The sequence below is a fragment of the Castellaniella sp. genome, assembly GCF_034675905.1.
In the GTDB taxonomy this organism is placed as follows: Bacteria; Pseudomonadota; Gammaproteobacteria; order Burkholderiales; family Burkholderiaceae_B; genus Castellaniella.
Genome location: NZ_JAUCCV010000010.1, coordinates 585,225 through 611,840, shown reverse-complemented (window position 1 = coordinate 611,840; position 26,616 = coordinate 585,225). Strand labels below are relative to the sequence as shown.

Here is a 26,616-nt window from a genome sequence, read left to right as displayed (position 1 = left end):
GGACTTTTACCATGGTGCGCATCGCGTGCGTGAGCAAGATGATCACAGTCTTGCCAGGCAGTCTGATTGTAATTACAATTTGTATGAGCGCGCTGTCTCGTGGAAATTGAATACGATCCCGCCAAAAATGTCCGGAATATAGCTGATCGTGGCTTATCGTTCGAGTGTGTGCGAGGCCTGGACTGGAATAAGACGCTGGTGGTCCGGGATAGGCGCAAGGACTATACGGAGTCGCGCTTCCAGGCGCTGGGGCCGATACAGGGGCGCCTGCATGTGGTGGTTTTTACAATCAGGGGCGTGGCATTACGTGTCATCAGTTTGCGTAAAGCCAACGTACGCGAGGTTGCTCGATATGAAAAAGCCAGATTCTGAATTGTCCGATGCCGACAACCCCGAATGGAGTGACGCGGATTTCGCGCGGGCGCGGCCTGCCGCCGACGTACTGCCAGTCGCCTTGCACGAGGAACTGGGCATCCGCCGCCGAGGCCCGCAAAAGGCGCCAGTCAAGAAAATGGTCACAATCCGCCTATCTTCAGAAGTCGTCGATAGCTTCCGGGCGACCGGCCCAGGCTGGCAGACGCGAGTGGATACCGTACTGAAAAATTGGCTGAAGACGCATCGCGCCTAGACCGCTTTCCGGGGCCGCCCCCGCGGCGCCGGACTGACGCGCCGGGATGCCAAACGCCCCAGGTGGGTCAGGAAGATCTTTTCCCCCAACGCCCATTGGCCGTGCAAGGCGGCCTCGATCTGCCGGCTTTGCGCTTCTGGCAGGCCGTTGGCCAGGCGCTTGCGCCAGGCCGCCTGGCGGGCAAAAGGGGTGTCGCCTTCGTGCCAGTAGTCGGGATGATCCAGCAGCCAGCCCGTGGGATACGCGGCGCTGGTCGCCTGTCCTGCGTGTTCCGCCGCCGAGGACCACGGCCATTGGGTGGCGGCGGCGACCTGGCGGCCTGCGACGGCCTGCGATTCTACCCAGAGCATGGCGGGCAGGACCCAGCGGCCAGGTTCCAGCAAGGCATTGTGGTAGCGGCCCGCATAGACGCGGGTGCGCAGCAGCCCGGACCCCATCCGTCGCCCCAGGGCCTGCATCAGGCGAGGCAGCGCCTGCGCATTGCCGGGCGTGGCCAGTACAGTGATCTGGTCGGGCAGCACGATCCAGGCATGGACCGCGACGGTGCCGGTGTCAGGGGGCGGCAGCGCCGCGTCTGGGTGCGCCGGTCTGAATGGCGCCGCGCCCGGAGGGCGGGCCGATCGGGCGGCTTCTTCGGCCAGCCAGGCGGCGATCTTGTCCAGCGAGGCTGCCGGGGCGGGGGCGTCGGCGGCCGCCAGCGGGCGGGCGAACCGGGCATGCGCCAACTGTGGAATGCGGGGGGCGTACAGGCGGGGAAGGCGGGCCATAGTGTGTGTTCAAGCGCTTGATCCGGCGCGCGCATCCATCAAGCTTTTATTATAGAAGTCTTGCGCATTGGGCTGGCCGCACACAATCTTCATCAAAATTCAAACGATCGTTTGAATTTTGATCGTAAATCAGCGACAATCAGCAATCGGCTTTCGGAGAGAGCTCCCCGCTTCAGGGACTGATACGCCAAGGAGCCGCCCATCCGGGACCTTCCATCACTGTGAGAGGACACCATATCATGCAAACCAGTCAGTCTGCCCCTCTGTTCATCCGCCGTGTGGCGGTGTGCGGCGCCGGGGTCATGGGAGCGCAGATCGCGGCCCATTGCGCCAATGCCGGCGTGCCGGTGGTGCTGTTCGACCTGGCCAAAGATGACGGCCAAGGCGGCAAGAACGCCATCGTGGCGCGCGCCGTCGCTCAATTGAAAAAACTCAATCCCGCGCCCCTGGGCGTGAATCAACTGGCCGATTTGATCACCCCGGCCAATTACGACGAAGACCTGCACTTGCTGGCCGATTGCGATGTCGTCATCGAAGCCATCGCCGAACGCCTGGACTGGAAGCGCGACCTGTATCACAAGCTGGCCCCGGCCCTGAACCCGCACGCCATCGTCGCCAGCAACACCTCGGGCCTGTCGATCACGTCCCTGTCCGAAGCATTGCCCGAAATCCTGCGCCACCGTTTCTGCGGCGTGCACTTCTTCAATCCGCCGCGCTATATGCCGCTGGTGGAATTGATTCCCACCGCCGCCACCGAACCGGCCCTGCTGGATCACCTGGAAACCTTCCTGGTGTCGCAACTGGGCAAGGGCGTGGTCCGCGCCAAGGACACGCCGAACTTCATCGGCAATCGCATCGGCGTATTCGGCATTCTGTCGGTCTTTCATCACACCCAGGCTTTCGATCTGCCCTACGAGCTGGTCGACGACCTGACCGGCGTGCGCCTGGGCCGCGCCAAGTCGGGCACCTACCGCACCGCCGATGTGGTGGGGCTGGATACCCTGGCTCACGTCATCAATACGATGAAGGATCAGCTGCCCGGCGATCCCTTCCACGCCCATTTCACGATCCCGCCCGTGCTGGCCGGTCTGATCGAAAAGGGTGCGTTGGGCCAAAAAGCCAAGGCGGGTTTCTTCAAGAAAGAAGGCAAGCAGATTCTGCGTCTGGACCCCAAGGCCGGGGCCTACGTGCCGTCCGGCGAAAAGGCCGACGACGAGGTCAAGGACATCCTGAAGGAACGCGATCCCGCCCAGCGCCTGCAAGCCCTGCATGATTCCGATCATCCCCAGGCGCAGTTCCTGTGGGCGGTGCTGCGCGATACCTTCCATTACAGCGCCGTGCACCTGGGCGACATCGCCGACAGCGCGCGCGAACTGGATCAGGCCATGAAATGGGGCTTTGGTCACAGCTTCGGCCCCTTTGAAATCTGGCAGGCCGCCGGTTGGCAGCGCGTGGCCGGCTGGATCAACGAGGACATCGCCGCCGGCAAGACCTTGTCATCCGCCCCGCTGCCCGCCTGGGTGACCAGCGGCCCGGTCTGGGAATCGCAGGCCGTGCACACCCCGGCAGGGTCCTTCAGCCCGGCGCAGAACGCCTATGTGCCGCGCAGCACGCTGGCGGTCTACCAGCGCCAGATCGGCGCCCCGCGCCTGGTGGGCGAGGGCCCGGCCATCCAGCCTGCCGTCGTGTACGAAAACGACGCCGTGCTGTGCTGGACGCTGCCCGCCCCGCACCCCCAGGACGTGCTGATCACGTCCTTCAAGACCAAGATGCATACGCTCAGCCCCGATGTGGTGCGCGGCGTGACGCATGCCGTGGATCTGGCCGAGCAGGGCTACAAGGCCCTGGTGATCGCCCAGTTGGAAGATCCGTTCTCGGCGGGCGCCGACCTGAAAGCGATGCTGCCGGCCTTCATGGCGGGCGGCGTCAAGGCGGTCGAACCCATCCAGAAGGAAATGCAGGATATGGTCCTGCGCCTGCGCTACGCTCAGGTGCCGGTGGTGGCCGCCGTGGCCGGCCTGGCTTTGGGCGGAGGCTGCGAGCTGTCCGTGCATTGCGCCCGCCGCGTGGCGCATCTGGAAAGCTATATCGGTCTGGTGGAAGTTGGCATCGGCCTGGTGCCGGGCGCCGGCGGCATGACCTATAGCGCCCGCCGCGCAGCGGAAATCCAGGCGCAGTCCGCCCCGGATGCGCCTTTGCTGGCCTATGTGAAGAACTTCGTCCTGGCCGTGGCGACGGCGCGGGTGTCGAAATCTGCGCTGGAAGCCCGCGAAATCGGCTATCTGCGCGATTCCGATCCCATCGTCATGAACCGCCACGAACTGCTGTATGTGGCCGTGCGCGAAGCCGCCAATCTGGCGGAACAGGGCTATCGCCCGCCCGTGGCGGCCCGTTTCCCGGTGGCGGGGCGCGATGCCATCGCCACGCTGAAGGCGCAACTGGTGAACATGCACGTCGGCGGCTACATCACCGACTATGACTTCCATATCGCGGAGCAGGTGGCCACCGTCATCTGCGGCGGGGACGTCGATCCGGGCAGCCTGGTGGACGAAGCCTGGCTGCTGACATTGGAACGGCACGCCTTCCTGGGCCTGCTCGCCAACCCCAAGACACAAGAGCGTATTGCCGGACTGCTGCAAACCGGCAAGCCCGTCCGCAATTAAGGAGACCTTCGATGACTGCTCTGCAACAAGCTTATATCGTCGCTGCGACGCGCACGCCCATCGGCAAGGCCCCGCGCGGCATGTATTCCCACACCCGGCCCGATGAACTGCTGGCCAAGGTCATCCAGGGCGTGCTGGCCCAGGCGCCGAACCTGGACCCGGCCGCCATCGAGGACGCCATCGTCGGCTGCGCCATTCCCGAAGGCCCCCAGGGGCTGAACGTCGGGCGTGTCGGCGTGCTGTTGGCAGGCCTGCCGCAGTCCGTCGGCGGCGTCACGGTCAATCGCTTTTGCGCCTCCGGCCTGACGGCGGTCGCCATGGCGGCCGACCGCATCCGGGTGGGCGAGGCCGACGTCATGCTGGCCTGCGGCACGGAATCCATGAGCCTGGTACCCACCATGGGCATCAATACGTCCTTCAGCCCCGATGTCTACCTGAATGACGACAACATCGGCATTGCCTACGGCATGGGCGCGACGGCGGAACAGGTCGCCAACCGCTGGGATATTTCCCGAGCGGACCAGGATGCCTTTGCCCTGCGTTCGCACCAGCGCGCCCTGGCGGCGCAACAGTCGGGCGAATTCACCGACGAAATGCTGCCGGTGGAACTCGTGCGCCGCCTGCCGGATCTGGCGACCGGCGAGGTCCGCGAAACCCGTCACATCGTGTCCCTGGATGAAGGCCCGCGCGCCGATACCAGCCTGGAAGCCCTGGCGCGCCTGCGTCCGGTGTTCGCTGCCAAAGGCAGCGTGACGGCGGGCAACAGCTCGCAGACGTCGGACGGCGCAGGCGCCCTGCTGGTGGTGTCCGAACGCGCCTTGAAGGAACACAATCTGACGCCGCTGGCGCGCTTCGTGTCCTTTGCCGTGCGCGGCGTGCCGCCCGACATCATGGGCATCGGACCCAAGGAAGCCATCCCGGCTGCTCTGAAGAAAGCCGGTTTGACCCTGGATCAGATGGGTTGGATCGAACTGAACGAGGCTTTTGCCGCCCAGTCGCTGGCGGTCATCCGTGATCTGGGGCTGAACGAGGACGTCGTCAATCCTATGGGTGGCGCCATCGCCCTGGGTCACCCCCTGGGTGCGACCGGTGCGATCCGCTCTGCCACGACCATCCACGCCATGCGCCGCCGCAATCTGCAGTACGGCATGGTGACCATGTGCGTGGGTACCGGCATGGGGGCGGCCGGGATTTACGAGCGCTGCTGATCGCTCCCGGTTCCCTGCGGTAATCGTTGTTTGTCACACGGCTCCTGTTGGGGCCGTGTGGTTTTTGAGGCGTGCGGGTGGGGGTGGCGTGACTGCCTTTTGCCGCGAGGCGCAGGCTTGCCTCTATACTTTTGAGTATGTCCCAAAATACCTCGCCCGCTGAGGCGCTATCGAGCCCCCCCCTGACTGAACTTCCTGAATGGAAGCGTTTCGTCGTGGCAGCGCAGACCTGCGCCTCGCAAAGCGATGGCCTGGATCTGATCGAGGCCCCGGGGCTCACCTTGGATGCCAGTGGTCAGCGCCATTCGCCGGATCTGCTGGCGGCTGGTCAGGCGCTGTTGCGCGCGCGCGGGTTCGAGGAACAGCGCCGCCGCCTGCTGGCGGGCGAAGCCGTCAATGTGACGGAAAACCGCGCCGCCTGGCACACCGTCTTGCGTTCACCCACGGCGCCCGCCGATGTGCTGGCCGAACGCGAACGCGTCGATGCCTGGGTGCGCCGGGCGGATACCGAGCGCCGCTGGCGCCACATCGTGCATGTCGGCATCGGCGGATCGGACTGGGGCGTGCGGCTGGCGGTATCTGCGTTCGGATATGCCGGCACCTGGCGCGACGTGCGTTTCGTGGCCAATATCGACGGCCACGCCATCGAGGGCGGCTTGGCCGGCCTGGACCCGCGCAATACCCTGATCGTGCTGGTGTCGAAATCGTTCACCACATCCGAGACCCTGGAAAACGGGGCGCGGGCGCGGGAATGGCTGCTGGCTGCGGGCCTGAATCCGGCCGAACACGTGGCGGCTGTCACGGCGCAACCGGAACGCGCCCGCGCCTGGGGGATTCCGGATACGCAGATCTTTCGCCTGTGGGACTGGGTGGGTGGCCGGTTTTCCATCTGGTCGTCCGTCAGCCTGACCACGGCGCTGGCTGTGGGGGCGGATGTGCTGGCGGGCCTGCGCATGGGGGCGGCAGCCATGGATACGCATTTCGCCCAGGCGCCGCTGGAAGCCAATGCCCCGGTGCGCATGGCGCTGTCCGGTATCGTGAATCGCAGCATTCTGGGGCAAGGTTCCCTGAATATCGCACCCTATGATTCGCGGCTGGCCAATCTGGTGCCGTACGTGCAGCAGCTGGATATGGAATCCCTGGGAAAATCGGTGGATCAGGCCGGGCGCCCGGTAGGCGTGCCCACCGGCCCTGCCGTCTGGGGTATGCCGGGCACCGACGCGCAGCATACGTTTTTCCAGTGGATGCACCAGGGCAGCGACGGCGCCCCGGTGGACTTCATCCTGTGTTGCCAGGCGGATCACCATTGGGCGCAGCACCATCGCCAGCTGCTGGCCAATTGCCTGGCCCAGCGCGAGGCGCTGATGCGCGGCAAGACCCTGGCGCAGGCGCGGGCTGAATGCCTGGCCGAAGGCCTGTCGGCCGAACAGACGGATTGGCTGGCGCCACACCGCGTGCATCCGGGCGGGCGGCCCAACCATCTGATCGCTTTGCCGCGATTGTCGTCCTATTCGCTGGGCGCGCTGCTGGCGCTGTATGAGCACCGTGTGTTCACCCAGGGCGTGATCTGGGGTATTGATCCTTTCGATCAGTGGGGGGTGGAATACGGCAAGGTCCTGGCGCGTGGAATCATACAGGCCTTGAGCGCCGGTCCGGCGGCGGATGCCGCCGGGCATGACGCCTCGACCCGTCACTGGATCGGACAGCTGCGGGGCTGATGTATCCCGGCGGTTTCCGGTACAGTCCAGTGACGGGAAAGTGAATCAATGCGGGGTGGTCATGACAGAATTGATCGAAGTGACGCAAGCCGATGGCGTGCTGATTTCGTTGGTATACGCCACCGCCGACAATCTGGTCGGGCGCCCCGTATATGCGCCGGGGGCTCGTTGTGCGTTGCGCCCGGCGGCGGCGGACTGCCTGCGCCGTGCCGCACAAGCTGCCCGGCGGGCGGGGCTGGTCTTGGTCGTCTATGACGCCTACCGTCCGGCGGCTGCCCAGGCTGTCTTCTGGAAGGCCTTGCCCGATCCGCGCTATATCGCCGATGCCGACCTGGGGTCCAACCATACGCGCGGGGTGGCGGTGGATGTCGGCTTGTTGGAAGCCAGCGGTCAGCCCCTGGACATGGGAACCGATTTCGACGATATGCGGGATCAGTCGCACCATGATCGTGACGACTTGCAGCCCGAGGTCCAACGCAACCGCCACCTGCTGCTGGGCATCATGCTGCAGGCCGGCTTTTGCTCCATCCCGACGGAATGGTGGCACTACGAATTGCCGAACGCGCAGGAATACGCCCTGTTGCCGGAAAGCAGCATGGTTCAGGTGTTCAAGACGCACTAGGTCTGCGCTGGATGAAAAAAGCACGGCCAGGAAATCTCTGGCCGTGCTTGTGATGGCGCCCTATATAGATAGGTCGCTTTCGTGCGCTTACTTCGTCTGCGCGCTCAGTTCGCCGGCCTGGGTGCGGTCCCGGAAATATTCCCGTGTCAGTTTCACGATCACCGGGCTGAGCAGGATCAGCGAGGCCAGGTTGGGCAGGGCCATCAGGCCGTTCAGGGTATCAGCCAGCAACCAGGCGAAATCCAGTTGCGTGATGGCGCCAAACGGGATGGCGACCACCCAGATGATGCGGTAGGGCAGTGTGGATTTCGAACCCAGCAGGAATTCCCAGCATTTTTCGCCGTAGTAGCTCCAGCCCAGGATGGTGGTAAAGGCAAAGATCACCAGGGAAATGGTCAGGATGATGCCGCCGATGCCCGGCATGGACACTTCAAAGGCGGCGGCCGACAGGGCGGCGCCGCTTTCGCCGCTGCTCCAGACGCCCGAGCAGACGATGGCCAGGCCGGTGATGCTGCAGATGATGATGGTGTCGATAAAGGTACCCATCATGCCGATCAGGCCGGATTCCACTGCGTTGCTGGTCGTGCCTGCCGCTTGGGCGATCCCGGCCGAACCCAGACCGGCTTCGTTCGAGAAAATCCCGCGGGCCACGCCGAAGCGGATGGCCGCCATGACGGCTGCGCCGGCAAAACCCCCGGTGGCGGCGATGGGCGAGAAGGCATGGGTGAAGATCAGATCCAGGGCTTCGGGAATGCGCTCTGCATTGACGAACAGGACGACCAGTCCGGCCAGCACATAAGCCACGCACATGAAGGGCACCAGGGATGCGGCGACCGCGCCGATGCGCTTGATGCCGCCCAGGATGACCAGGCCGATCAGCACCATGGTGACCACGCCGGTGATCCAGGTGGGGACGGAAAAGGTGGATTCCAGGGCCAGGGCCATGCTGTTGACCTGGACCATATTGCCGATGCCAAAGCCGGCAAAGCCGCCAAAGATTGCAAAGGCGAAACCCAGCCAGAGCCATTTGCGGCCCAGACCGTTCTTGATGGCATACATGGGGCCGCCGGCGTGCTCGCCGCGTGCGTCTTTTTCACGGAAATGGACGGCAACCACCACTTCGGCATATTTGGTCGCCATGCCGACCAGCGCCGTGCACCACATCCAGAACAGGGCGCCGGGGCCGCCGACCGCGATGGCGGTCGCCACGCCAGCGATATTGCCGGTGCCGACCGTGGCTGCCAGGCACGTCATCAGCGCTTCGAAGGGGCTGATTTCGCCGGTGGATGCATCGCCGCGATGGCGACCGCGCCAGATCATGGCAAAGCCTGTGCCGATGCGTCGCAGCGGCATGAACTTCAGCAGGATCATCAGGAAAAAACCCGTGCCGAGGATCAGCACCAGCATGGGGGGACCCCACACCAGGCCGTTGATGTCATTGATGAAAGTATTCAGCGCGTCCAAGCTTGTCTCCTGCGTCTTGAATGAAATTGACGCCATGCTATCACCAGGGTTTCAGTGAATATTGCTGAAATTTTTCTAGATCCAGCCAGAAATTCCTGAAAGTCGACTATTCCATCGAAATCCAGGGTTAACCCCAGCGTAGTTTTGCGACTATGCCGGCTTGAATCGCTTGCCTATCCTGTTGTTTCGGCGGGCTGCGTCATGCAGCCGCCTCACATCAAGCAAGGAGACCTGGCATGCGAGAACGACTGGATTGCGCACTCTTGACCCTGGATCAGACCTGTTGGGTGCAAGCACTGAAAGGATCACACCTGGGCGGGCGCCTGCAGCTGCATACCCTGCAGCAGCATCATGCGGCGCTCGAGACGCTGTTGGATGACCCCGCCCTGATGCGCGGCCGGTACGATGCAGGGCTGCTGTACGCGGATGAGGCCTCTTTGCCTGGATGGCGCACCGCGCTGGCGGCTCGCTCCGGCCGGCTGCCCGCGGTGTTGCTGGTGTATGCGGTAGGGTTGCGGGCCCAGGCAGTGCATGACCTGATCGCCCTGGGGGCGTCAGATTTCCTGCAACCGCCGTTTTGCCCGGAAGAACTTCGCGCTCGCCTGGAAAGCGCTTTGGGCCGGCTGACGCCGGCCTGCGTGGCAGAACCTGAACCGCTGTATGGCGGGGCAGTCATGGCGGGCATGATGGCGCCAGCCAACCAAGGCCCCACCGAAGCCGAACTGTGTCACACCATCCTGGACCGTTCCGGGGCGGAATTGGAAGCCTACGCGGTAGCGCTGGCCATGCAGCGCGCCACCTCGCGGGATTCCTTCCGGGAAGCCAAAAGCCAGGTGGTCGCCCGCTTCGAACGAGCCTATATCCGCGCGGCATTGGGGCGTCATGGCGGTAATGTGACCTTGGCGGCGCGGATGGCCCAAAAGCATCGCCGGGCATTCTGGGCGCTGATGCGCAAGCATGATATTGATCCTGCTCCGTATCGATCTGACGAGCAGCATTAAACTTGATAATTATCATTTGCATTTACATATGAATCCGACCACAATCCCGGGGTCTACAGGGTTCATTCCGGCAATCGCCATGGTTTTTCGACTCGCTCCGCTGCCAGTGCCGTCTGCTGGCCGCCCTTCTGTTTCCAAGGCGCGGCGCCGCGCGCTGCTGGGCCTGGTCCCTGCCTGGGGCCTGATGTTGGCGGCTCCGCCTGCGGCAGGTGCGCCTGCAGCTGCGGCCTCCGGTGCGCGTCCCCTGGTGCTGGCGGGACCGCCAGCCACGGTGTCGTATCCCTTGGTCCATATGGCTGATTCCGGCAGCCTGGACGATATAGCGCCCGGCGCCCGTTTCCAGTTGTGGCAGAACCCGGATCAGTTGCGGGCCTGGGCAGTGGGTGGCGGTGCGGATTTCATGGCAATGCCATCAAATGTGGCGGCGAATCTGTACGCCCAGGGGGTACCCCTGCGGCTGTTGAACGTGGCGACCTGGGGGATGCTGTGGCTTGTGACCCGCGATCCGGCACTGCACGCATTGGACGATTTCCGGGGGCTGGAAATCGCCATGCCGTTTCGGGCAGACATGCCGGACATCCTGTTTGGCTTGCTGGCATCTCGCCTGGGACTGGATCCGCGGCGGGATTTCTCCCTGCGCTATGTGCCGACGCCGTTCGATGCCATTCAGCAATTGTTGCTCCGCCGTGTGGATCACGCACTGCTACCAGAGCCCGCCGTGTCCATGGTGTTGCGCAAAAGCGAATCATTCCCGGTGTCGGTCGTGGCGCCTACGCTGTATCGCGGCGTCAACCTGTCGCAGGCCTGGGGTCGGATACTAGGGCGTGAGCCGCGCATTCCGCAGGCGGGTGTGGTGGCCGTGGGGAAATCAAGCGTTGATACAGACTTGTCCAGCCGGGTGCGTGCTCAGTATGCAGATTCTCTGGCTTGGTGTCTGGCGCACCCTGCGGCATGCGGCGAACTGGTGGCGCGCCACATCCCCATGCTGACGGCTGACGCTGTAGCAGATTCTCTGGTGCGGTCGCGTGACCGTGCAGTGGATGCCGTAGATGCGCGAGAAGAACTGGAATTCTTCTTCCAGTGCCTGCTGGCTGATCAAGCCGCGCTGATCGGTGGGCGCTTGCCGGGTCAGGACTTCTATGTCTGATGCGCTCGGGTGGCGGCGCCTGGGCGCGGTATCGGCCTATTTCTGGAGCGGCTGGGGGGCAGTGGCCAGCCTGTTGCTGTTCTGTGCGCTTTGGGAATGGGGCGCTCTGCACCATGGGCCGCTGGTTCTGCCAGGGCCTTCGGCTGTGCTGGGACGGCTGGGTGAATTGTTAGCCTCGGGTCTGGCCGCGCCGCAGTTGTGGATCTCCGCCCGCAGGGCCTTCTCAGGGTTGGGTATTGCCGTGCTGGCGGGGACCGTGCTCGGAATGCTGGCCGGCCGGTCTCTGACTGCTGCGCTGGTGTCTCGACCCTTGGTGACGCTGTTGCTGGGCATGCCGCCTATTGCCTGGCTGGTACTGGCAATGATCTGGTTTGGCATGGGTGATGCAACACCTGTGTTTACCGTCGTGCTTGCTTGTTTTCCGCTGGTCTTTGCGGGGGCAATGCAGGGGGCGAGGACACTGGACGGGCAACTCGTGGATGTAGCGCGTGTCTATCGGCTGCCGTGGCGCGTGGTGTTGCTGGACGTTCATCTGCCGCACGTGGCCTCGTACTTGCTGCCGGCCTGGATTACCGCCCTGGGCATTGCCTGGAAAGTTGTCATGATGGCCGAGCTGCTGGCGGCGTCGGATGGAGCGGGGGCGGCATTGGCAGTGTCGCGGGCGCAACTGGATATGGCAGGGTCACTGGGCTGGATCGCGGCGGTGTTGGGGCTGCTGCTGGCCGCTGAGTATCTGCTGCTGGAGCCGATCAAGCGTGTCATCGAACGCTGGCGGGCGGCAGACGCATGAGTCTGTTGAGCCTTCGCCAACTAGGCCACCGCTTTGGGTTGGCGCCTGTGCTGTCAGGCGTATCGCTGGATCTTCATGCCGGCGAGACCTTGGCATTGGTGGGTCCGTCTGGCTGCGGGAAAAGCACCTTGCTGCATATTGCGGCGGGTTTGCTTGAACCGTCCGAAGGACGGGTGCGCTCCACATTCAGGGGGGTGGGTTGCGTGTTTCAGCAGCCTCGGCTGATGCCTTGGAAAAATGCCGCGGACAATATTGCTCTGGGACTCAAGGGCTTGGGGCTGCCAGCCGCCGCGCGCCGTCGCCGGGCGATGGAATGGGCGACGCGCATGGGTCTGAACGAAGCGGACGCGCACAAATATCCGCATGAACTGTCCGGCGGGATGCAAAGCCGGGTGGCGCTTGGCCGCGCACTGGCGGTAGCGCCGGATCTGCTATTGCTGGATGAGCCGTTTTCAGCTCTGGATGTGGGCTTGAAGCAGGAACTCTATGGTTTGCTGCGCAAACAGGTGGAACACGCCGGGGCCGCTGTGCTGATGATCACCCACGATCTGATGGAGGCTGTCCGGCTGGCTGATCGTATCGTCGTCATGGCGTCCGGGCCGGGGCGCATGCTGGGCGAATTCGTTGTGGAGCAATCGCAGTCCAGGCGCACCGAGGCCTGGATCCATCGGACGACCGCCGGTTTGATGGATGCGCCAGCGGTGCGGGAATCTTTTGGACTCGCTTCTTCGGCGGCGGCCTTTAATAGGGAGCCCTCATGACTGTGCGGCATGGCGGCTCAGCAGTTCACCCTTTATGGTCGTGCGGATTTCGTCCGTTTTTCGTGCTGACGTCGACGGGCGCTGTGGTGTTCTTGTCTGTCTGGCTGCTGTTTCTGAATAGTGCTGCCCTGTCTGGCTGGAGGCCTCCGGGGGGCGTGCTGTTGTGGCATGCGCATGAGCTGGTGTTCGGTTTCGGCTTGGCTGCAGCGGCCGGTTTTCTGCTGACCGCCATCCCGGAATTCACGGGGGTCGCGCCGATTGCCGTCCGCCCTCTGGCGGGCTTGGTTGCGCTTTGGCTGATGGCACGGGCGGCATATGCGTTGGCTCAGTGGCTGCCTTTCGAGATGGGGCTCGGGCTGGCGGCTCTGTGCAATGTGTCCTTTACTGCTGTGCTGCTGATCCAGCTGGCGCCAGCGCTGTGGCGTGATCCGCGCCGGGCGCACCTGGGTTTTGCCTGGGCGTTGGCGGGTCTGCTGCTGGTGCAGACTGGGTTCTTCGTTGCGCTGTTTGCCGAATACGATGGGCTTCCCTGGATTCATGGCGCAATCGATCTGACGATGATCCTGATCCTGCTAGCGGGCAGCCGGGTGTCGATGAGCGTGCTCAATGGCTATATCGAGGCCGGTCGACCAGGCGAACCGCCGCCGTCGGATCGTTATCTGGCCCGGCCGCCGCGCCGCTATCTGGCGGTCTTCGCCATCTGCACATGTGGCGTGGCGCAGGTCGTCTTGGGCGATGGTCTGGTCGTCGGCTGGACTGCGTTGGCCGCCTGCGCCGCCGTGCTGAATGTGCTCAACGATTGGCATGTCGGGCGGGCGCTGTTCACGCGCTGGGCGCTCATGCTGTATGCCTGTTTCTGGCTGATTGCTCTGGGCTATGGCGCCATGGGCCTGGCCTGGCTGGCGGGCGGCTGGTCTGTATCAAGCGGCCGCCATCTGCTGACAGCCGGAGCCATGGGCCTGTCGGTGTTCACCATCATGAGTCTGGCGGGACGCATCCATACGGGACGATGGCTGGATCGTCGGCCATGGTTGCCTGTGGCCGCGGGCATCCTGATCTTGGCCGCCCTGATGCGGGCTGTGGCGGGACTGCCAGTATTGGCGCCCTGGGCTTGGCAGTTGATCCTGATGGCTGGTGTGCTATGGGTGGGAGCCTATGCCGCCTATCTGTGGCATGCTTGGCCGGTCCTGGCAGGTCGGCGTCTTGATGGCCGTGAAGGCTGTGCCGAGCCTGCCGGCAAGGCGCATAGTCCGTTCTCGGGGCCTGAATCCGGCTGTTGACGGATGATCAGTGCAAGGTGCAGCAACTGAACAGTGCTTCGTCCCTAGATGGCCTTGTGTGCTGGGTGCGGAGTTTCATATCCGGTGGCGGCAGCCGGGCCTGCTTGCACAGGGCTTCTACGTCGAGTAGAACAAGATCGCGGTTGCGTCCGCCGATCAGGCCATCGCGCCGGAAACCGCCTAGCATGCGTGACAAGTTCTCTGGTGTCATGTTCAACTGCCGCGCCAACACGCGGTGATGGGTTGGCAAGGTCAGCCAGGCGCTGCCCTGCTCGATATAAAGGTTCACCAGATAGGTGACCAGGCGTTGCATGGAATTAGCGATGGTCAGCAGGTCGATGCGGCCGATCGCCTGTGTCATCTGGCCGGCCACGATGCGCAGCAGCGAGCAGGAAAATTCTGATGAACGTTGCGCCATGCCGATCAGCGGTGCGCAGTCCAGGCGATGCAGAACGGTGCGTTCGTTCGCCTGGGCCGAGACAGGGTAGCGGCGATCGTCCGCAAACATGACGGTCGCAGCCACCAGGCAGTCGTTTCCCAGGACCTGAAAGACGCGTTCATCGCCGTTGTAGCTGGGCAGATACAGGGTCACGCTGCCGGTCTCGATCCAGAAGAAATGGTCGGCTGATTCGCCCAGGTGGAACAAGTGTTGACGGGCCGACAACACCATGCGGCGGGCGCCGCCTGCCAATACTCGCAGGCCATCGGGGTCAGCGTGACGGAAGGCGGGGAAGTTCGAAAAAGCCTTGTCCAGAAAGGTGGAAGACATGGTAGTCCGGGCCCTGTGGGGCGTGGCGACTGGAAAGCTCATTGTATTTTTGATGAGAATAATTATCAATACGATTAATCGGGCAATCCATCGGATGGACTCAGAAATTCTTGCGCAGCTGTAGCGAGACTTCGTTCTGGGTATAACCATAGAAAATTGAGTTGCTGTGGTTGACGACGTGTTTGAAGCGCAATTCGGGGTAGACGCCGCCCACCGACAGACGCGTCGATCCCAGAGTGGCGACGTAGAGCTGTTGTTCGTCGCGGCGCCGGGCGCCGAGGAAAAAGTCATGTTCGTCGTTGCGGCTGACGCGGTAGAGGGCCAGCAGATTGACGAAGGCGCCGGACTGCCCGAAGGCGTGGTACACCCCGGCGCGCACGGCCAGGTCCTTGCCGCTTTCCGTGGGCATGGGATATTTGCGGCGGGTGAAGTCGATGCCTGCCTGCAGGCTGGTGTTCGCCGCGGGCATCCAGGCGATCCCCAGCCCGGCGGCCTTTTGCGTGTAGTCGCTGAAATAGCGGCTGTCCTGTGCCTTGTAGGCGTAGCGCTTGATGCTTGCCTGCGCCGTCAGGCGCAGGCTTGGCGTCAGTGACCGGCTCCATTCGGCCTGCAGGCCGGGGGCCTGGTAATTGGTGTGCCCGTCGCGGGCGTACAGTTCCGTGAACGGCAGCAGGCTGATTTTCTGCCGTGCATCGGCGTACTGGTATCCGGCGTACAGCACGTGGGTCTGCTGGCTGTAGTCCTTGATCGCGCGCCCTTCCGGGGCGGTCTTCTGGTAGAACGTCCCGTAGCTGATGGGTCGCAGCAGCAGATTGTGGTGGCCGGCCAGCGCGATCCGCTTGCTCAGTACCAAGTCGTAATTGGTGAAGGTCGATGCGATCGGATCAGGCAGCTTGAGCCGCGCCAGGCACAGGGTCAGAAAATACATCGAACATTGCTCGAAGCCATTGGCTTGGTTGATGTTGTCGTTGTGGCCTCGGCCCACGGCGATGGACCCCTGCCAGTCGCCGCGCCGGTCCACGGCGCCCACATAGTTTTGCAGCAGCTGGCGGGTGTCGGGCGGCAGGCTGTTGCCGATGGCCTGTTCGAACAGGGCGCGCGATTCCCGGTCCTGGCCGTCTTCGGCGTAGGCGCGGGCCAGTTCCATCTGCGTACGCGCATCGCCGGGAGCATCGTCGCGGGCGTCTTCCAGCAGGCCGATGGCCCGGCCGTAGTCGCCCTCGGCCCGCGCCGCCAGGCCGTCGGCCAGCAGGACCAGGTGCGGCTTGTGGCCCGCCAGCCGGCGGTACGAATCCGCCAGCGCGCGCGCCTCGCCCCACTGGCCCCGGTTGATGGCCGTGTACAGGGCCGGTTCCAGGTCCTGCAAGGTGGGTCTGACCCGGTAGGCCCGGCCCTCGATGGTGAGGACCAGGCCTCCGGGGTGCGGGGCCAACGACCCCGCCCCGCTGTCCCTCTGGCGGCCGATGCGTCCGGCCTGGTCCAGCAGGTAGCGGGTGTCGTCCTCGTCCGCCCGGGCAGGCGGGGACGGCAGCAGGGCGCAGGCCAGGAGCAGGGCCGGCAGGAAGTGAAGCTGCGTCCAGCGGATCGTCATCGTGCCGGTCCCGTCCCCGCTTACTGCCGCGCGCCGCCGAAGGCGACGTGATCCTGCGCGGTCGCGCCGCCGGTGTAGATCCCTGCCAGGGCCTCGGCCTGGGCGCCGTAGAACTGGCCGGAGATCGTCAAGGCAGCGTTGGAGAAGGCGCCGGTGTGGGTGATGGCCGTGTCACTCGTGCCGAAGTCCACCACGTCGCTGCCGCGCGTGATGCTGCCATCCAGATAGCCGCCGCCGCTGCCGTAGTTGGCCGTCAGCACGCCTTGGTAGACGCTGGGGTTCTCCGGGTTGTGCTGGTTGATGCCGACGACGTTGTACTGGGCATTGACCAGAGTCGGCATGGACGTGGTGGGGTTTTCGCCCACGTACCACACCGTGCGCTCGGCGCTGCCCATGTTCAGATCGGCATTGTCCGGGGCGGAATAGTTCGGCCCCTTGGGCGCCCATTCGCCGAAGTAGACCGGCGAACCGTCGACCTTGCCGATCACCAGCCCGCCGAAGTCGGGCATGAACGGCAGCGGCGGCACGATCATCTGGCGCACGCTGTTGATCGTGGTGGTGTCGCCGTTGTAGACCACGTCGTTGCGCCATACCTGGGCGATCTGGGTGTCGCCCAGGATCAGGCCGGCCAGGAAGTTGATGTCGCTGCCTTTCAGGTAGGTGTTGCCGCTGACGTCGGGGCCGCGGTTGATGGCGTTGTTCGACTGGGCGATGGGACCGCCGGCCAGATCGATCGCGGCCGAGCCGCCGTTGAAGATCAGGCCGGCGTTGCCCGATCCGAACAGCGTCGAGGGCGCCGCCTTGACGTTGGCATCGTTGAACGAGTCGCCCAGCACGGTGGCGGCCGGGGCGTGGGAAGCGGCCAGGGCCAGGGACGCGCCGAGGAGGGCGCGGGACAGGGATCGTTTCATATCAACTCCTTGAAGAAAACGATGGAAAGACCTGGTTTTCAGGGAAAGCCAGGAAACCCTGGAACTTCGGGACTGCTAGAACTGCGCCCGCATGCCGACGGTGATCGTGCGGCCCGGGCCGGGGGCGGGGATCTTGGCCATGGGGTCCAGGTAATAGCGGTCGGTCAGGTTGGTGACGCCCAGGCTCAGCGTGACGTTCTTGGTGGCGCGCCATTGGGCCGAGGCGTCGAGCAGCATGACGGGATGCCAGTACAACTGGCGCATGCTGTTTTCCTTCCAGATGGACGGGCCATAGGGGGTGTTCAGCAGGGCGTCCAGTTCCTTGTTTTCCGCTTTCGCGTGGTAGACGGCGCGCAGCGCCAGTTCCAGCCGGTTCTGCAGCAGCCGGGTGCCCAGCTCGGCGTTGATGGAATAGCGCGGTTGCAGGCTGGTGGCGGTCAGCATGTCGGGAAAGCCGCCGGTCATGCATTCCGGCATGCGGTTGTAGAAGGGGTCCAGGCCATAGGCGTAGTTCTCGTCGCACAGTTCCTGCGTGAGCCGCCAAGTGGCGCCCAGGCCGCCGAAGAACCGGCCACTGTCGAAGCGCGACTGGAACTCGATCCCCGTGGTCTTCTTGCGGTCGAACTGGATCACGTTCAGGTAAGCATCGCGGTCGATGAAGTCCTGGATGGTGGTGTCGAAATAGCTCAGGCGCACGTCCGCCTGGCGCAGATCCGGCAGGAACGGGGCCAGGTCCTGGGAATAGCCGATTTCCCAGTTGGTGCTGCGTTCCGGCTTGCTGGCGCCGCGGCCCAGGTAATAGGTGTTGCCCAGGCCGACCGAGGTGGAGGCGATCTCGAAGATGCTGGGAAAACGCGTCATCTGGGCGTAGCGGGCGTAGATGCTGGCGGTGTCGGTGATGCGCGCCGTGGCGGAGAAGACCGGCGACCAGGCGTGGCCGTATTGCCGCTCGGGCGGCGCCCATTCCTGGCCGGCGGCGGGAGTGGCGTAGACGGTGGAGGTGCCGATCGGAATGATTTCCTGGAACTCCCCGGTCTTGCCTTGGGGGTTGGCCGCTGTCTTGGAAGGATCGATGCCGCTACCGGCGAAGGGACTTTGCGAGGCATCGACCTTGCCGTCCACCACGGGAACGACGGCTTTTTTCTTCCAGTACAGGGCCTGATCTCCGGAGCCTGCGATTGGATACCTGGATGCCGCGCCCTCGCCATGGGCGGCGATATAGGTATCAAAGGCGGCTTGGGCAGCCTGGAGAGCCGCCATGGCGGGTGTCGTGATGTTGTGGTTTCCGAGCTGATCCCAGTCACCTGGACCGACGCTGGCGGCTGCGGTGGATCTTGCGCTTGCCAACGAGTTCAGTTGGGTGACTTCAGCATTCGACATCAACTGGCCGTATTCCAGCGCCATTCCGGTCCGTTGTCCGGTGATCTGCGATCCCGCCACCTGGTTCGCGCGCCGTTCGGCCAGGCCGTCGTCGAAGGCCGAGTACTCGTTGTAGCGGGCGCCGGCGGTCAGGGTGAGCCAGTCTGTCGCCCGCCATTCCAGGTTCATGGTGGCCGCCCATTCCCGGCGGGTGCCGGAACGCGGGCCGAATTTGATGGTGGATTCGGCCAGGGCGGCGCCACCAACGCCGATGCCGCCGGTCAGGTCCAGGTTGACGACGCGTTCGTCCAGCTTTTCGTGCTGCAGTTCGCCGCCGACGGTCAGGCGCAGCCGGTCGTCCAGGATGAAACGGTTGCTGAAGTCGAAGCCCTTGCGGTCATGGCTGGTCCACTGTGCGCTGCCGGCGAAGATGCGCCCGTCGTGGTCGGGTTCGACGGGCGCAGTGCCCCCCAGGGCGGGATTCAGCGCTGGGTTGGTGAAGCAGGTGAAACCCGCCGCGCCGCTGGGCAGGCCCATGGCCCAGTTCGGCCCTCGGCAGGTATCCCAGTCAGCCTTGAGTATCTGGTACGCGTCCAATACGCCGCTGCGGGGAATGTAATAGGCGCCGCTGCCGCTCTGGTGGCGTTCGCTGTCGGTCTTGGTCATCCAGAGGTGGGCTTCCAGGTCGACCACGCGCGAGCCTTCCGGCTTCCATTCGTAGTCTATCTTCCAGGTGTCCAGCCGGACGTTCGAGCGGGGGTATTCGGCGACGAGTTGGCCGGGCAGGCCCTGCCCAGAGGGTTTGGACAACTCCTCGGCGATGCCCATCATCATGATCGACTGGCCGGTGGAAGTTTCCGCAAAATCCAGATCGGTGCGCATGAAGCTCAGGCCGATCTGCTGGTCGTGCGGCAGGTACCAGCGGTTCTTGAGCAGCAGGGTCTCGGTCTTGCTGGCCGTGCTCAGTACCTCGTTGCCCGGATGATAGAGCTTGGTCAGGTTGGGAAAATAGGCCGAGGTGTCCTTGGCGTAGGCGTCGTTGTCGGTGTAGGCATCGGCGCCGTTCTTGCCGGCGAAATAATTGCCCCGCTTGCGGTAGCTGTAGGCCAGCAGGGCGTCGGTGTGGTCGTTACGCCCCGCGATGGCGAACATGAAGCTCTTGTCCTGGAAATTCATGGCATCCCCGCCGCTGCGGTCACGCGGTACGGGTTGGGGAATATTGACCGCGTAGTCCGAACCCAGCGTCGCGCCTGGAATGTCGCGGTAGTCTTTGCCGAAATAGCTGTTGGCATCGACGGCGGGCGCGATGGTGTTGCCGGAGGTCTCCAGCTTGACTTCGAGACCCAGGCTGTCGCCGTCGGGGATGATGTCAGACGGATTGATGGTGCGCACATTGACTGCGCCGCCGATGCCGCTCTTGATGCCCCGGCTCAGCGACGGGCCCTTTTCCACCTCGATGCTGCGGAACAGGGCAGGGTCCACGTAGTTGCGGTTGCCGGCGCCGTAGACCTGCAGCCAGACGTTGACGGACTGCTCGGTGCCGTCCACCGTCAGCGGCACCCGACCTTCGCCCGACAGGCCGCGGATATTCGGTGAGATCGACGCGCCGTTGCGCGAGTCCATGCTGTAGACGCCGTTCATACCCTTGAAGAGATCTGCCGGATTGGTGACCTGGTAGCGGTTCAGCTCTTTACGATCGACGTAGAGATTGGTGACGTTCTTGTTGAATACGTTCTCGTGTCCCTGTGTATCGGGGTCTCTCAGGCCGTGCACGCGAACCGGTGTCAGCATGTTCACGCTCTCGTCCTCCGCGGTCACGGCCGTGTCGCGTGACTCACCGGTATCCGGCGGGCCTTCTATGCGGTCATTGCTGTTGGGCGGGGGAAGGGTCTGCGCCCCGGAGAGAGGCGGGGTCAGACTCAGGGTAGCTGCCACAGCGGCCGCGATGATCGGCCCGACGGTATCGGGCGCGAACCCTGGATGCTTGAAGAACATGATGATTGCCACGGAATAGAGGTGAAAACGGTACGGGGCCGGATCGGGTGCGGCGCAACGTATCTTGCAAGCCAGGCAATCTAAATGAGAATGATAATTATCAATTTTGTATTCAGTGAACCGCCAACACCTCGTCGATCGCTGTTCGCGGCCCGTCCCGTCGTGCGGGTAATCTGTAGGGGGGTCGGGTAAAATCCAGGATTCCCCTCCGATCCAGTCGCTATCGCGTGGATGACGCGATACGTCCATAGGAAGCCTGACGTGACCCAGTTGAAAAATGATGTGTTCCTGCGCGCGCTGATGCGCCAGCCCGTTCCCTATACCCCGGTCTGGATGATGCGCCAGGCGGGGCGCTATCTGCCGGAATACAACCAGACTCGCGCCCAGGCGGGCTCTTTTCTCGGGCTGGCCCAGAATCCGGAATATGCCTGCGAGGTCACGCTGCAGCCGCTGCGCCGTTTTGCGCTGGATGCCGCTATCCTGTTTTCCGACATCCTGACGGTGCCGGATGCCATGGGCCTGGGCCTGCAATTCGTGGCCGGCGAAGGGCCGCGTTTCGAGCGCCCGCTGCGTGACGAAGCCGCTATCGCCGCCCTGCAGGTGCCCGACATGGACCGCTTGCGCTATGTCTTTGATGCCGTCTCCCTGATCCGCCGTGAACTGAATGGCGACGTGCCCTTGATCGGATTTTCCGGCAGCCCCTGGACGCTGGCCTGTTATATGGTCGAGGGCGCGGGCAGCAGCGACTATCGGCAGATCAAGACCTTGCTGTATCAGCGCCCCGACCTGTTGCACCGGATTCTAGATATCAATGCCCAGGCCGTTCAGGCCTATCTGAATGCCCAGATCCGCGCCGGTGCGCAGGCGGTCATGGTGTTCGACAGTTGGGGCGGTGTGTTGGCGGATGGCCTGTTCCAGCAGTTTTCCCTGCATTACACCCAGCGCGTGCTGGATGGGCTGCTGCGCGAACATGATGGGCAGCGCATCCCCGCCATCGTCTTCACCAAGGGCGGCGGCCAGTGGGTCCAGGATATCGCGGCGATCGGCTGTGATGCAGTGGGGCTGGACTGGACGGTGCGGCTGTCGCAGGCGCGACGCACAGTACAGGATCAGGTGGCGTTGCAGGGCAATCTCGATCCCATGGCGCTGTTTGGCGGCGACGCCGCCATCCGCGCGGAAGTCCGCCGCGTGCTGGCGGATTTCGGAACGGTCGGATCAGGTGGACACGTGTTCAATCTGGGGCACGGGATATCGCAGTTCACCCCGCCCGAGGCCGTCCTGTCCCTGGTTGATGAAGTCCATACCGCCAGCCGCGCTTATCACGTCTGATGGCGGGCTGCTCCGGGCTTTGATGGCCCGGAGCACTTGACTTTTGTGCTTATGCACAATTTTGTCGAGGTCGGGGTTAATACCGACATTTCTGGAAAGAATCTTGATTTGACTAATAAACTGTTGTTTTACAAGAGAAAATCAAGAAATACTGGTATTTTGACAAGTCTTGACTCGCAGAGGGAACTGGTGTTCACCGCATTATTCCCTCTTTCTCCACAAAGTTATCCACAGGCTGGAGCATTCCGTCCTGATGTCTGACCTACCGGGTTCCCCCCTCCGAGACGATGCCACGGGCGCCGCGCCGCCTGTCTATCTGGCGGTGGCGCTGGATGTGCCTTTGCCGGGGCTGTTCGATTATTCCCATGGTGCGCCGGTCGCACCAGGCGTCCGCGTGCGGGTGATGTTCGGTCGCCGGGCCATGGTGGGCATGGTCTGGGCGGTACGGGAGCACCCAGGCGTGGCCGCTGATCGTGTGCGCCCGATCGAGGCAGTGCTGGATGATCTGCCTCCCATGCCGGCGGATTGGCTGCGGCTGGCAGATTTTGCAGCGCAGTATTATCACCGCCCGCTGGGCGAGGTGTTGTTGCCGGTGTTGCCGCCGCCGCTGCGCAAGCCGGCTGCGTATACCGGCGCGCGATCTGCCGGCGGCCCGGTGTGCCGGGCGGATCGCCGGCCTGGTGCTGCACGCCTTGCCCGCCGCGATGGCCCGGAGGCGGCTGCGGTGGCACTGACGGCTGGGCAGCAGGCCGCCTTGGATCAGTTGCAGTCGCTATTGACGGCAGGGCGTGGAGTAGCGCTCTTGCATGGCGTGACAGGCAGCGGCAAGACCGAACTGTATTTGCGCTTGGCCCGGCAGGTGCTGGATCAGGGGCGGCAGGTGCTGATCCTGGTGCCGGAAATCAACCTGACGCCGCAGCTGGAGCAGGTCGTGCGCACGCAGCTGTGCGCCGAGCCAGGCGATCTGGCTGTGCTGCACAGCCGTTTGTCCGAAGGCGAACGCTTGCGGGCCTGGCTGCGGGCGGTCCGAGGGCAGGCCAAGTTGTTGCTGGGCACCCGCCTGGCGCTGATGACGCCCCTGCCGCACCTGGGGCTGATCGTGGTGGACGAGGAACACGACCCTTCGTATAAACAGCAGGATGGCCTGCGGTATTCAGCCCGCGATCTGGCCGTCTGGCGGGGGCATGACCTGGGGATCCCCGTGGTGCTGGGGTCGGCCACGCCATCCTTGGAGTCCTGGCGCCGCGCGCAGCGCGGGGATTATCGCCTGGTCTCCCTGCCCGACCGGGCCCAGGCCCAGGCCCTGCCCGATATCCGTTTGGTCGATACGCGCCGGGCGCAATTAGAGCAAGGCTTTACGCCGCAGTTGCTGCAGGCGCTGACGGCGCGGCTGGAACAGGGGGAACAAAGCCTGGTGTTCCTGAACCGGCGCGGCTATGCTCCGGTGCTGCGGTGTCAGTCCTGTGGCTGGGTCAGTCAATGCCGCCGCTGCACGGCGCATACGGTGCTGCACCGGCTTGGCGGTCGGCGGACCGTTCTGCAGTGCCATCATTGCGGCGATGCCCAGCCGGCGCCCCGCGCCTGCCCGGATTGCGGCGATCAGGATCTGCAGCCCATGGGGCGGGGCACGCAGCGCGTCGAGGAATTTCTGGCGGAAACTTTTCCCCAGGCACGGATCCTGCGCATCGATGCCGATGCCACGCGCCGCAAGGGCAGCGCTGAAGCCTTGTTCGCCCAGGTGCATGCCGGCCAGGCCGATATTCTGGTCGGCACCCAGATGGTGTCCAAGGGCCACGATTTTGCGCGACTGGGGCTGGTCGGGGTGCTGAATGCGGATGCCATGCTGTTCGCCCAGGATTTCCGTGCGCCTGAGCGCCTGTTCGCTCAGTTGATGCAGGTCGCCGGCCGTGCCGGGCGGCGAACCGGCGGGGCGCAGGTCCTGGTGCAGACGGACTACCCCGACCAACTGGTCTATCAGGCCTTGTGCCGACATGATTACAGCCGCTTCGCGGAGTCCGCCCTGGCCGAGCGCGAGGATCTGGGCCTGCCGCCGTTTTCCAGCCAGGCGCTGCTGACGGCGCAGGCTACGCACCTGGCCGATGCGCTGGGTTTCCTGCGAGCTGTTCGCGCGCAGGCGGATGCTTTGCCGGAATCAGCCGGGGTGTGCCTGTACGACGCCGTGCCGTTGCGGATCGTGCGGGTGGCGCGGGTCGAACGGGCGCAGTTGCTGCTTGAGTCCCCGCGCCGCGGCGCCCTGCATGGCCTGTTGCGGGCGCTGTTGCCGCAGGTCGATGGCGTGGCTGCCGGTCGCCCCGTGCGCTGGGGGATCGAAATCGATCCCCAGGAAATCTGAGATGGATCTGAACCCCAGTCAGCACGAGGCCGTGCGCTATCTGAATGGCCCCTGCCTGGTGCTGGCGGGCGCGGGCAGCGGCAAGACGCGCGTGATCACCCGCAAAATGGCCTATCTGTTGCGCGAATGCGGGTATCAAGCCCGCCATGTGGTGGCGCTGACATTCACCAACAAGGCCGCGCGGGAAATGAACGAGCGCGTGCGCACCCTGGTCGAGCCCCGCTTGCTGCGCGGTCTGACGGTCGGCACCTTTCATTCCCTGGGCTTGAGATTCCTGCGCGAAGAATACGCGGAGCTGGGCTTGAAGCGCGGCTTTTCCATCCTGGATGCGACTGATGCGCAGGGCATCATTCAGGAATTGCTGGCCACGACGGACCGCGCTCGTCTGCGGTCCGTGCAGCAGATGATTTCCTTATGGAAAAATGCCCAGCTGGATCCTGATGGCGCCGCCCGGGCCGCTCAGGACGCGGACGAGGCAGAGGCCGTTCGCGTGTATCGCAGCTACGAGGCTACCCTGCGCGCCTATCAGTCGGTCGATTTCGACGATCTGATTCGTCTGCCGGCGCAGTTGCTGCAGGACGATGAGTCCGTGCGTCAGCGCTGGCAAGCGCGGGTGCAGTATCTGCTGGTGGATGAATATCAGGACACCAATGCCTGCCAGTATCAGCTGGTGCGGCTGTTGTGCGGTGATCGGGCCATGCTCACTGCCGTGGGCGACGACGATCAGGCCATCTATGCCTGGCGCGGTGCGACGGTGGAAAACCTGGCCCAGCTGGAACGCGATTACCCGCAGCTGCGGGTCATCAAGCTGGAACAGAACTACCGCTCGGTGCAGTGCATCCTGCAGGCGGCCAATCAGGTGATCGCGCATAACCCCAAGACGTTCGACAAGACCCTGTGGTCCGAACTGGGGGTGGGCGATCCCATTGGCGTCACGCCGATGGATACGGATCTGATCGAGGCGGAATCCATCGCCATGCGCTTGTCGGCGTCCCGGTTCGAGCGTCAGGCGCAGTGGAAGGATTTTGCCGTGCTGTATCGGGGCAATCATCAGGCGCGAATCATGGAACAGGCGCTGCGCACCTTGCGTATCCCTTATACGGTGTCGGGCGGCCAGAGTTTTTTCGACAAGGCGGAAATCCGCGATGTGCTGGCCTGGCTGCGTCTGATCGCCAACGAAGATGAAGACCCTGCTTTCATCCGTGCCGCGACGACGCCCCGGCGGGGTATCGGGCAAGGCACCTTGCAGGCGCTGGGCAGCGAGGCGGCGCGTCAGGGGGTATCCCTGTTCGCCGTCGCTGCCGAGGTGACCGAGGCGCTGCTGCCGGCCGCGCGCCAACGCGAGGCGGTGTATGGCTTTGTGCGCTTGATCCAGCATTTCCAGGCGCGCGCGGCGCGGCGCGGTGGGGCAGTGCCACCCTTGCTCGGCGCGGCGATTCAGGGAGATCTGCTGGCGTTTGATCCGGACCCTGTGCCGCCGGCTGCCCAGGGGGCGACGGATATGCCGGATATGCAGAACACGACAACCCCGCCCGGCCAGGCGGGCCTGGCCGGCGCGGCGGTGGGCATCGATGGCCTGCGCGGCGATGATGCCGCCCGCGTGCTCGATGATCTGCTGGCCGCCATGGGCTACGAGCGCCATCTGTACGACACCGTGGATGAGCGTCAGGCGCAGACGCGCTGGAGCAATGTGCTGGAATTGCTGGAATGGCTCAAGCGCAAGGCGGACGAGGATGACATGACCTTGCTCGAGCTGGTGCAGCACGTGGCGCTGGTGACGATGCTGGAGCGCTCGGACGATGACGAGCCGGATGCAGTCAAGCTATCCACCCTGCATGCCTCCAAAGGGCTGGAATTCCCCCACGTCTATCTGATCGGAGTGGAAGAAGGCCTGCTGCCGCATCGCGGCGGGGATGACGAGGGCGATGTCAGCGAGGCGGCAGTGGCCGCCCGCGTGCGCCGAATCCAGGAAGAGCGCCGTCTGATGTATGTGGGCATTACGCGGGCGCAGCGCACCTTGCAGATCAGCTGGTGCCGCAAGCGCCGGCGCGGGCGCGAGGACACCATGTGCGAACCGTCGCGCTTCATCGTCGAGATGGGCTTGCAGGCGCAGGCGGATGGTTCTGTGCCGGGCGCGTCCGAGATGGATCCGGATCGCGCGCTGAGCAGCCTGAAAAATCTGCTCAAGCGATAAAAAACAGCCGCATCATCCAAGAGACGAGGCGGCTGTCCGGTAGATTCGCGTCGGGGCGCCGTCTGT

The 26,616-nt window shown here is 64.2% G+C and carries 20 protein-coding genes; 14 read left to right on the top strand and 6 right to left on the bottom strand.

The genetic code is table 11. The features are described 5' to 3' along the window. Window positions 1–99 precede the first annotated feature (99 nt). Window positions 100–372 carry a BrnT family toxin gene (locus tag VDP79_RS13065; RefSeq protein ID WP_323018616.1) on the top strand — a complete coding sequence of 91 codons (273 nt, stop codon included), beginning with the start codon at window positions 100–102 and terminating at the stop codon, window positions 370–372. Continuing rightward, the gene (locus VDP79_RS13060; protein ID WP_323018615.1) at window positions 353–628 is read left to right on the top strand and encodes a BrnA antitoxin family protein; all 276 of its coding nucleotides are present in this window, start codon (window positions 353–355) and stop codon (window positions 626–628) included. The genes VDP79_RS13065 and VDP79_RS13060 overlap by 20 nt, the downstream gene beginning before the upstream one ends. On the opposite strand, the gene VDP79_RS13055 is transcribed toward VDP79_RS13060, so the two are convergent. Beyond that, complete coding sequence (locus tag VDP79_RS13055; protein WP_323018614.1) at window positions 625–1,395, bottom strand: hypothetical protein; 771 nt, start codon at window positions 1,393–1,395, stop codon at window positions 625–627. The genes VDP79_RS13060 and VDP79_RS13055 overlap by 4 nt on opposite strands. Window positions 1,396–1,634: 239 nt before the next feature. Here VDP79_RS13055 and VDP79_RS13050 point away from each other — a divergent pair, with 239 nt between their 5' ends. From VDP79_RS13050 to ddpX, 4 genes are all read left to right on the top strand, one after another. After that, window positions 1,635–4,058 carry a 3-hydroxyacyl-CoA dehydrogenase/enoyl-CoA hydratase family protein gene (locus tag VDP79_RS13050; RefSeq protein WP_323018613.1) on the top strand — a complete coding sequence of 808 codons (2,424 nt, stop codon included), beginning with the start codon at window positions 1,635–1,637 and terminating at the stop codon, window positions 4,056–4,058. A gap of 11 nt (window positions 4,059–4,069) precedes the next feature. Next, window positions 4,070–5,266 (top strand): acetyl-CoA C-acyltransferase, encoded by a 1,197-nt coding sequence (locus VDP79_RS13045; RefSeq protein ID WP_323018612.1) that lies wholly within the window; start codon window positions 4,070–4,072, stop codon window positions 5,264–5,266. 137 nt (window positions 5,267–5,403) lie between these two features. Continuing rightward, a complete protein-coding gene (pgi, locus tag VDP79_RS13040) occupies window positions 5,404–6,984 on the top strand; it encodes a glucose-6-phosphate isomerase (protein WP_323018611.1) in 1,581 nt (526 codons plus the stop codon). A gap of 61 nt (window positions 6,985–7,045) precedes the next feature. After that, window positions 7,046–7,606 carry a D-alanyl-D-alanine dipeptidase gene (ddpX, locus tag VDP79_RS13035; protein ID WP_323018610.1) on the top strand — a complete coding sequence of 187 codons (561 nt, stop codon included), beginning with the start codon at window positions 7,046–7,048 and terminating at the stop codon, window positions 7,604–7,606. Window positions 7,607–7,693: 87 nt separating this feature from the next. Here ddpX and VDP79_RS13030 read toward each other — a convergent pair whose 3' ends face one another. Continuing rightward, window positions 7,694–9,013: an alanine/glycine:cation symporter family protein gene (locus tag VDP79_RS13030; protein WP_416233132.1), complete on the bottom strand. Its 1,320-nt coding sequence runs from the start codon at window positions 9,011–9,013 to the stop codon at window positions 7,694–7,696. 293 nt (window positions 9,014–9,306) lie between these two features. Here VDP79_RS13030 and VDP79_RS13025 point away from each other — a divergent pair, with 293 nt between their 5' ends. The 5 genes from VDP79_RS13025 to VDP79_RS13005 all read left to right on the top strand — a co-directional run bounded on the left by VDP79_RS13025 (window position 9,307) and on the right by VDP79_RS13005 (window position 14,049). Then, on the top strand, window positions 9,307–10,071 hold the full coding sequence (locus tag VDP79_RS13025) for a helix-turn-helix domain-containing protein (protein ID WP_323018608.1): 765 nt from the start codon (window positions 9,307–9,309) through the stop codon (window positions 10,069–10,071). Window positions 10,072–10,150: 79 nt separating this feature from the next. Then, window positions 10,151–11,218: an ABC transporter substrate-binding protein gene (locus tag VDP79_RS13020; protein WP_323018607.1), complete on the top strand. Its 1,068-nt coding sequence runs from the start codon at window positions 10,151–10,153 to the stop codon at window positions 11,216–11,218. Further along, window positions 11,211–12,008 carry an ABC transporter permease gene (locus VDP79_RS13015; RefSeq protein ID WP_323018606.1) on the top strand — a complete coding sequence of 266 codons (798 nt, stop codon included), beginning with the start codon at window positions 11,211–11,213 and terminating at the stop codon, window positions 12,006–12,008. The genes VDP79_RS13020 and VDP79_RS13015 overlap by 8 nt, the downstream gene beginning before the upstream one ends. After that, on the top strand, window positions 12,005–12,769 hold the full coding sequence (locus tag VDP79_RS13010) for an ABC transporter ATP-binding protein (RefSeq protein WP_323018605.1): 765 nt from the start codon (window positions 12,005–12,007) through the stop codon (window positions 12,767–12,769). The genes VDP79_RS13015 and VDP79_RS13010 overlap by 4 nt, the downstream gene beginning before the upstream one ends. Beyond that, window positions 12,766–14,049, top strand: a complete 1,284-nt coding sequence (locus VDP79_RS13005) for an NnrS family protein (RefSeq protein ID WP_323018604.1) — start codon at window positions 12,766–12,768, stop codon at window positions 14,047–14,049. The genes VDP79_RS13010 and VDP79_RS13005 overlap by 4 nt, the downstream gene beginning before the upstream one ends. A 7-nt stretch (window positions 14,050–14,056) precedes the next feature. On the opposite strand, the gene VDP79_RS13000 is transcribed toward VDP79_RS13005, so the two are convergent. The 4 genes from VDP79_RS13000 to VDP79_RS12985 all read right to left on the bottom strand — a co-directional run bounded on the left by VDP79_RS13000 (window position 14,057) and on the right by VDP79_RS12985 (window position 20,674). Beyond that, complete coding sequence (locus VDP79_RS13000) at window positions 14,057–14,818, bottom strand: Crp/Fnr family transcriptional regulator (RefSeq protein ID WP_323018603.1); 762 nt, start codon at window positions 14,816–14,818, stop codon at window positions 14,057–14,059. A 100-nt stretch (window positions 14,819–14,918) separates the two neighbouring features. Beyond that, window positions 14,919–16,409, bottom strand: coding sequence for a porin family protein (locus VDP79_RS12995; protein WP_323018602.1), 1,491 nt, complete (start codon window positions 16,407–16,409; stop codon window positions 14,919–14,921). A gap of 20 nt (window positions 16,410–16,429) precedes the next feature. Then, the gene (locus VDP79_RS12990) at window positions 16,430–17,320 is read right to left on the bottom strand and encodes a Slam-dependent surface lipoprotein (RefSeq protein WP_323018601.1); all 891 of its coding nucleotides are present in this window, start codon (window positions 17,318–17,320) and stop codon (window positions 16,430–16,432) included. Between the two features lie 75 nt (window positions 17,321–17,395). After that, entirely contained in the window at window positions 17,396–20,674 is a 3,279-nt protein-coding gene (locus VDP79_RS12985) for a TonB-dependent receptor domain-containing protein (protein ID WP_323018600.1), read from the bottom strand. Window positions 20,675–20,935: 261 nt separating this feature from the next. Between VDP79_RS12985 and hemE the strand changes: the two genes are divergently transcribed. The 3 genes from hemE to VDP79_RS12970 all read left to right on the top strand — a co-directional run bounded on the left by hemE (window position 20,936) and on the right by VDP79_RS12970 (window position 26,550). After that, window positions 20,936–22,003: a uroporphyrinogen decarboxylase gene (gene hemE / locus VDP79_RS12980; protein ID WP_416233115.1), complete on the top strand. Its 1,068-nt coding sequence runs from the start codon at window positions 20,936–20,938 to the stop codon at window positions 22,001–22,003. Window positions 22,004–22,256: 253 nt separating this feature from the next. Next, window positions 22,257–24,356 carry a primosomal protein N' gene (locus tag VDP79_RS12975; RefSeq protein WP_323018598.1) on the top strand — a complete coding sequence of 700 codons (2,100 nt, stop codon included), beginning with the start codon at window positions 22,257–22,259 and terminating at the stop codon, window positions 24,354–24,356. A gap of 1 nt (window position 24,357) precedes the next feature. Then, window positions 24,358–26,550, top strand: a complete 2,193-nt coding sequence (locus VDP79_RS12970) for a UvrD-helicase domain-containing protein (RefSeq protein ID WP_323018597.1) — start codon at window positions 24,358–24,360, stop codon at window positions 26,548–26,550. Window positions 26,551–26,616: the final 66 nt, after the last annotated feature.

Excerpts from the sequence above, each read along its gene's own strand:
- VDP79_RS13020 (WP_323018607.1), top strand. The coding sequence starts at position 10,151 with ATGGTTTTTCGACTCGCTCCGCTGCCAGTGCCGTCTGCTGGCCGCCCT.
- VDP79_RS12995 (WP_323018602.1), bottom strand. The coding sequence starts at position 16,409 with ATGACGATCCGCTGGACGCAGCTTCACTTCCTGCCGGCCCTGCTCCTG.
- VDP79_RS12985 (WP_323018600.1), bottom strand. The coding sequence starts at position 20,674 with ATGTTCTTCAAGCATCCAGGGTTCGCGCCCGATACCGTCGGGCCGATC.
- VDP79_RS13005 (WP_323018604.1), top strand. The coding sequence starts at position 12,766 with ATGACTGTGCGGCATGGCGGCTCAGCAGTTCACCCTTTATGGTCGTGC.
- VDP79_RS13050 (WP_323018613.1), top strand. The coding sequence starts at position 1,635 with ATGCAAACCAGTCAGTCTGCCCCTCTGTTCATCCGCCGTGTGGCGGTG.
- VDP79_RS13015 (WP_323018606.1), top strand. The coding sequence starts at position 11,211 with ATGTCTGATGCGCTCGGGTGGCGGCGCCTGGGCGCGGTATCGGCCTAT.
- VDP79_RS13055 (WP_323018614.1), bottom strand. The coding sequence starts at position 1,395 with ATGGCCCGCCTTCCCCGCCTGTACGCCCCCCGCATTCCACAGTTGGCG.
- VDP79_RS13025 (WP_323018608.1), top strand. The coding sequence starts at position 9,307 with ATGCGAGAACGACTGGATTGCGCACTCTTGACCCTGGATCAGACCTGT.
- ddpX (WP_323018610.1), top strand. The coding sequence starts at position 7,046 with ATGACAGAATTGATCGAAGTGACGCAAGCCGATGGCGTGCTGATTTCG.
- VDP79_RS13030 (WP_416233132.1), bottom strand. The coding sequence starts at position 9,013 with ATGCTGGTGCTGATCCTCGGCACGGGTTTTTTCCTGATGATCCTGCTG.
- VDP79_RS12970 (WP_323018597.1), top strand. The coding sequence starts at position 24,358 with ATGGATCTGAACCCCAGTCAGCACGAGGCCGTGCGCTATCTGAATGGC.
- VDP79_RS13060 (WP_323018615.1), top strand. The coding sequence starts at position 353 with ATGAAAAAGCCAGATTCTGAATTGTCCGATGCCGACAACCCCGAATGG.
- VDP79_RS12990 (WP_323018601.1), bottom strand. The coding sequence starts at position 17,320 with ATGAAACGATCCCTGTCCCGCGCCCTCCTCGGCGCGTCCCTGGCCCTG.
- VDP79_RS13000 (WP_323018603.1), bottom strand. The coding sequence starts at position 14,818 with ATGTCTTCCACCTTTCTGGACAAGGCTTTTTCGAACTTCCCCGCCTTC.
- VDP79_RS12975 (WP_323018598.1), top strand. The coding sequence starts at position 22,257 with ATGTCTGACCTACCGGGTTCCCCCCTCCGAGACGATGCCACGGGCGCC.
- pgi (WP_323018611.1), top strand. The coding sequence starts at position 5,404 with ATGTCCCAAAATACCTCGCCCGCTGAGGCGCTATCGAGCCCCCCCCTG.
- VDP79_RS13045 (WP_323018612.1), top strand. The coding sequence starts at position 4,070 with ATGACTGCTCTGCAACAAGCTTATATCGTCGCTGCGACGCGCACGCCC.
- VDP79_RS13010 (WP_323018605.1), top strand. The coding sequence starts at position 12,005 with ATGAGTCTGTTGAGCCTTCGCCAACTAGGCCACCGCTTTGGGTTGGCG.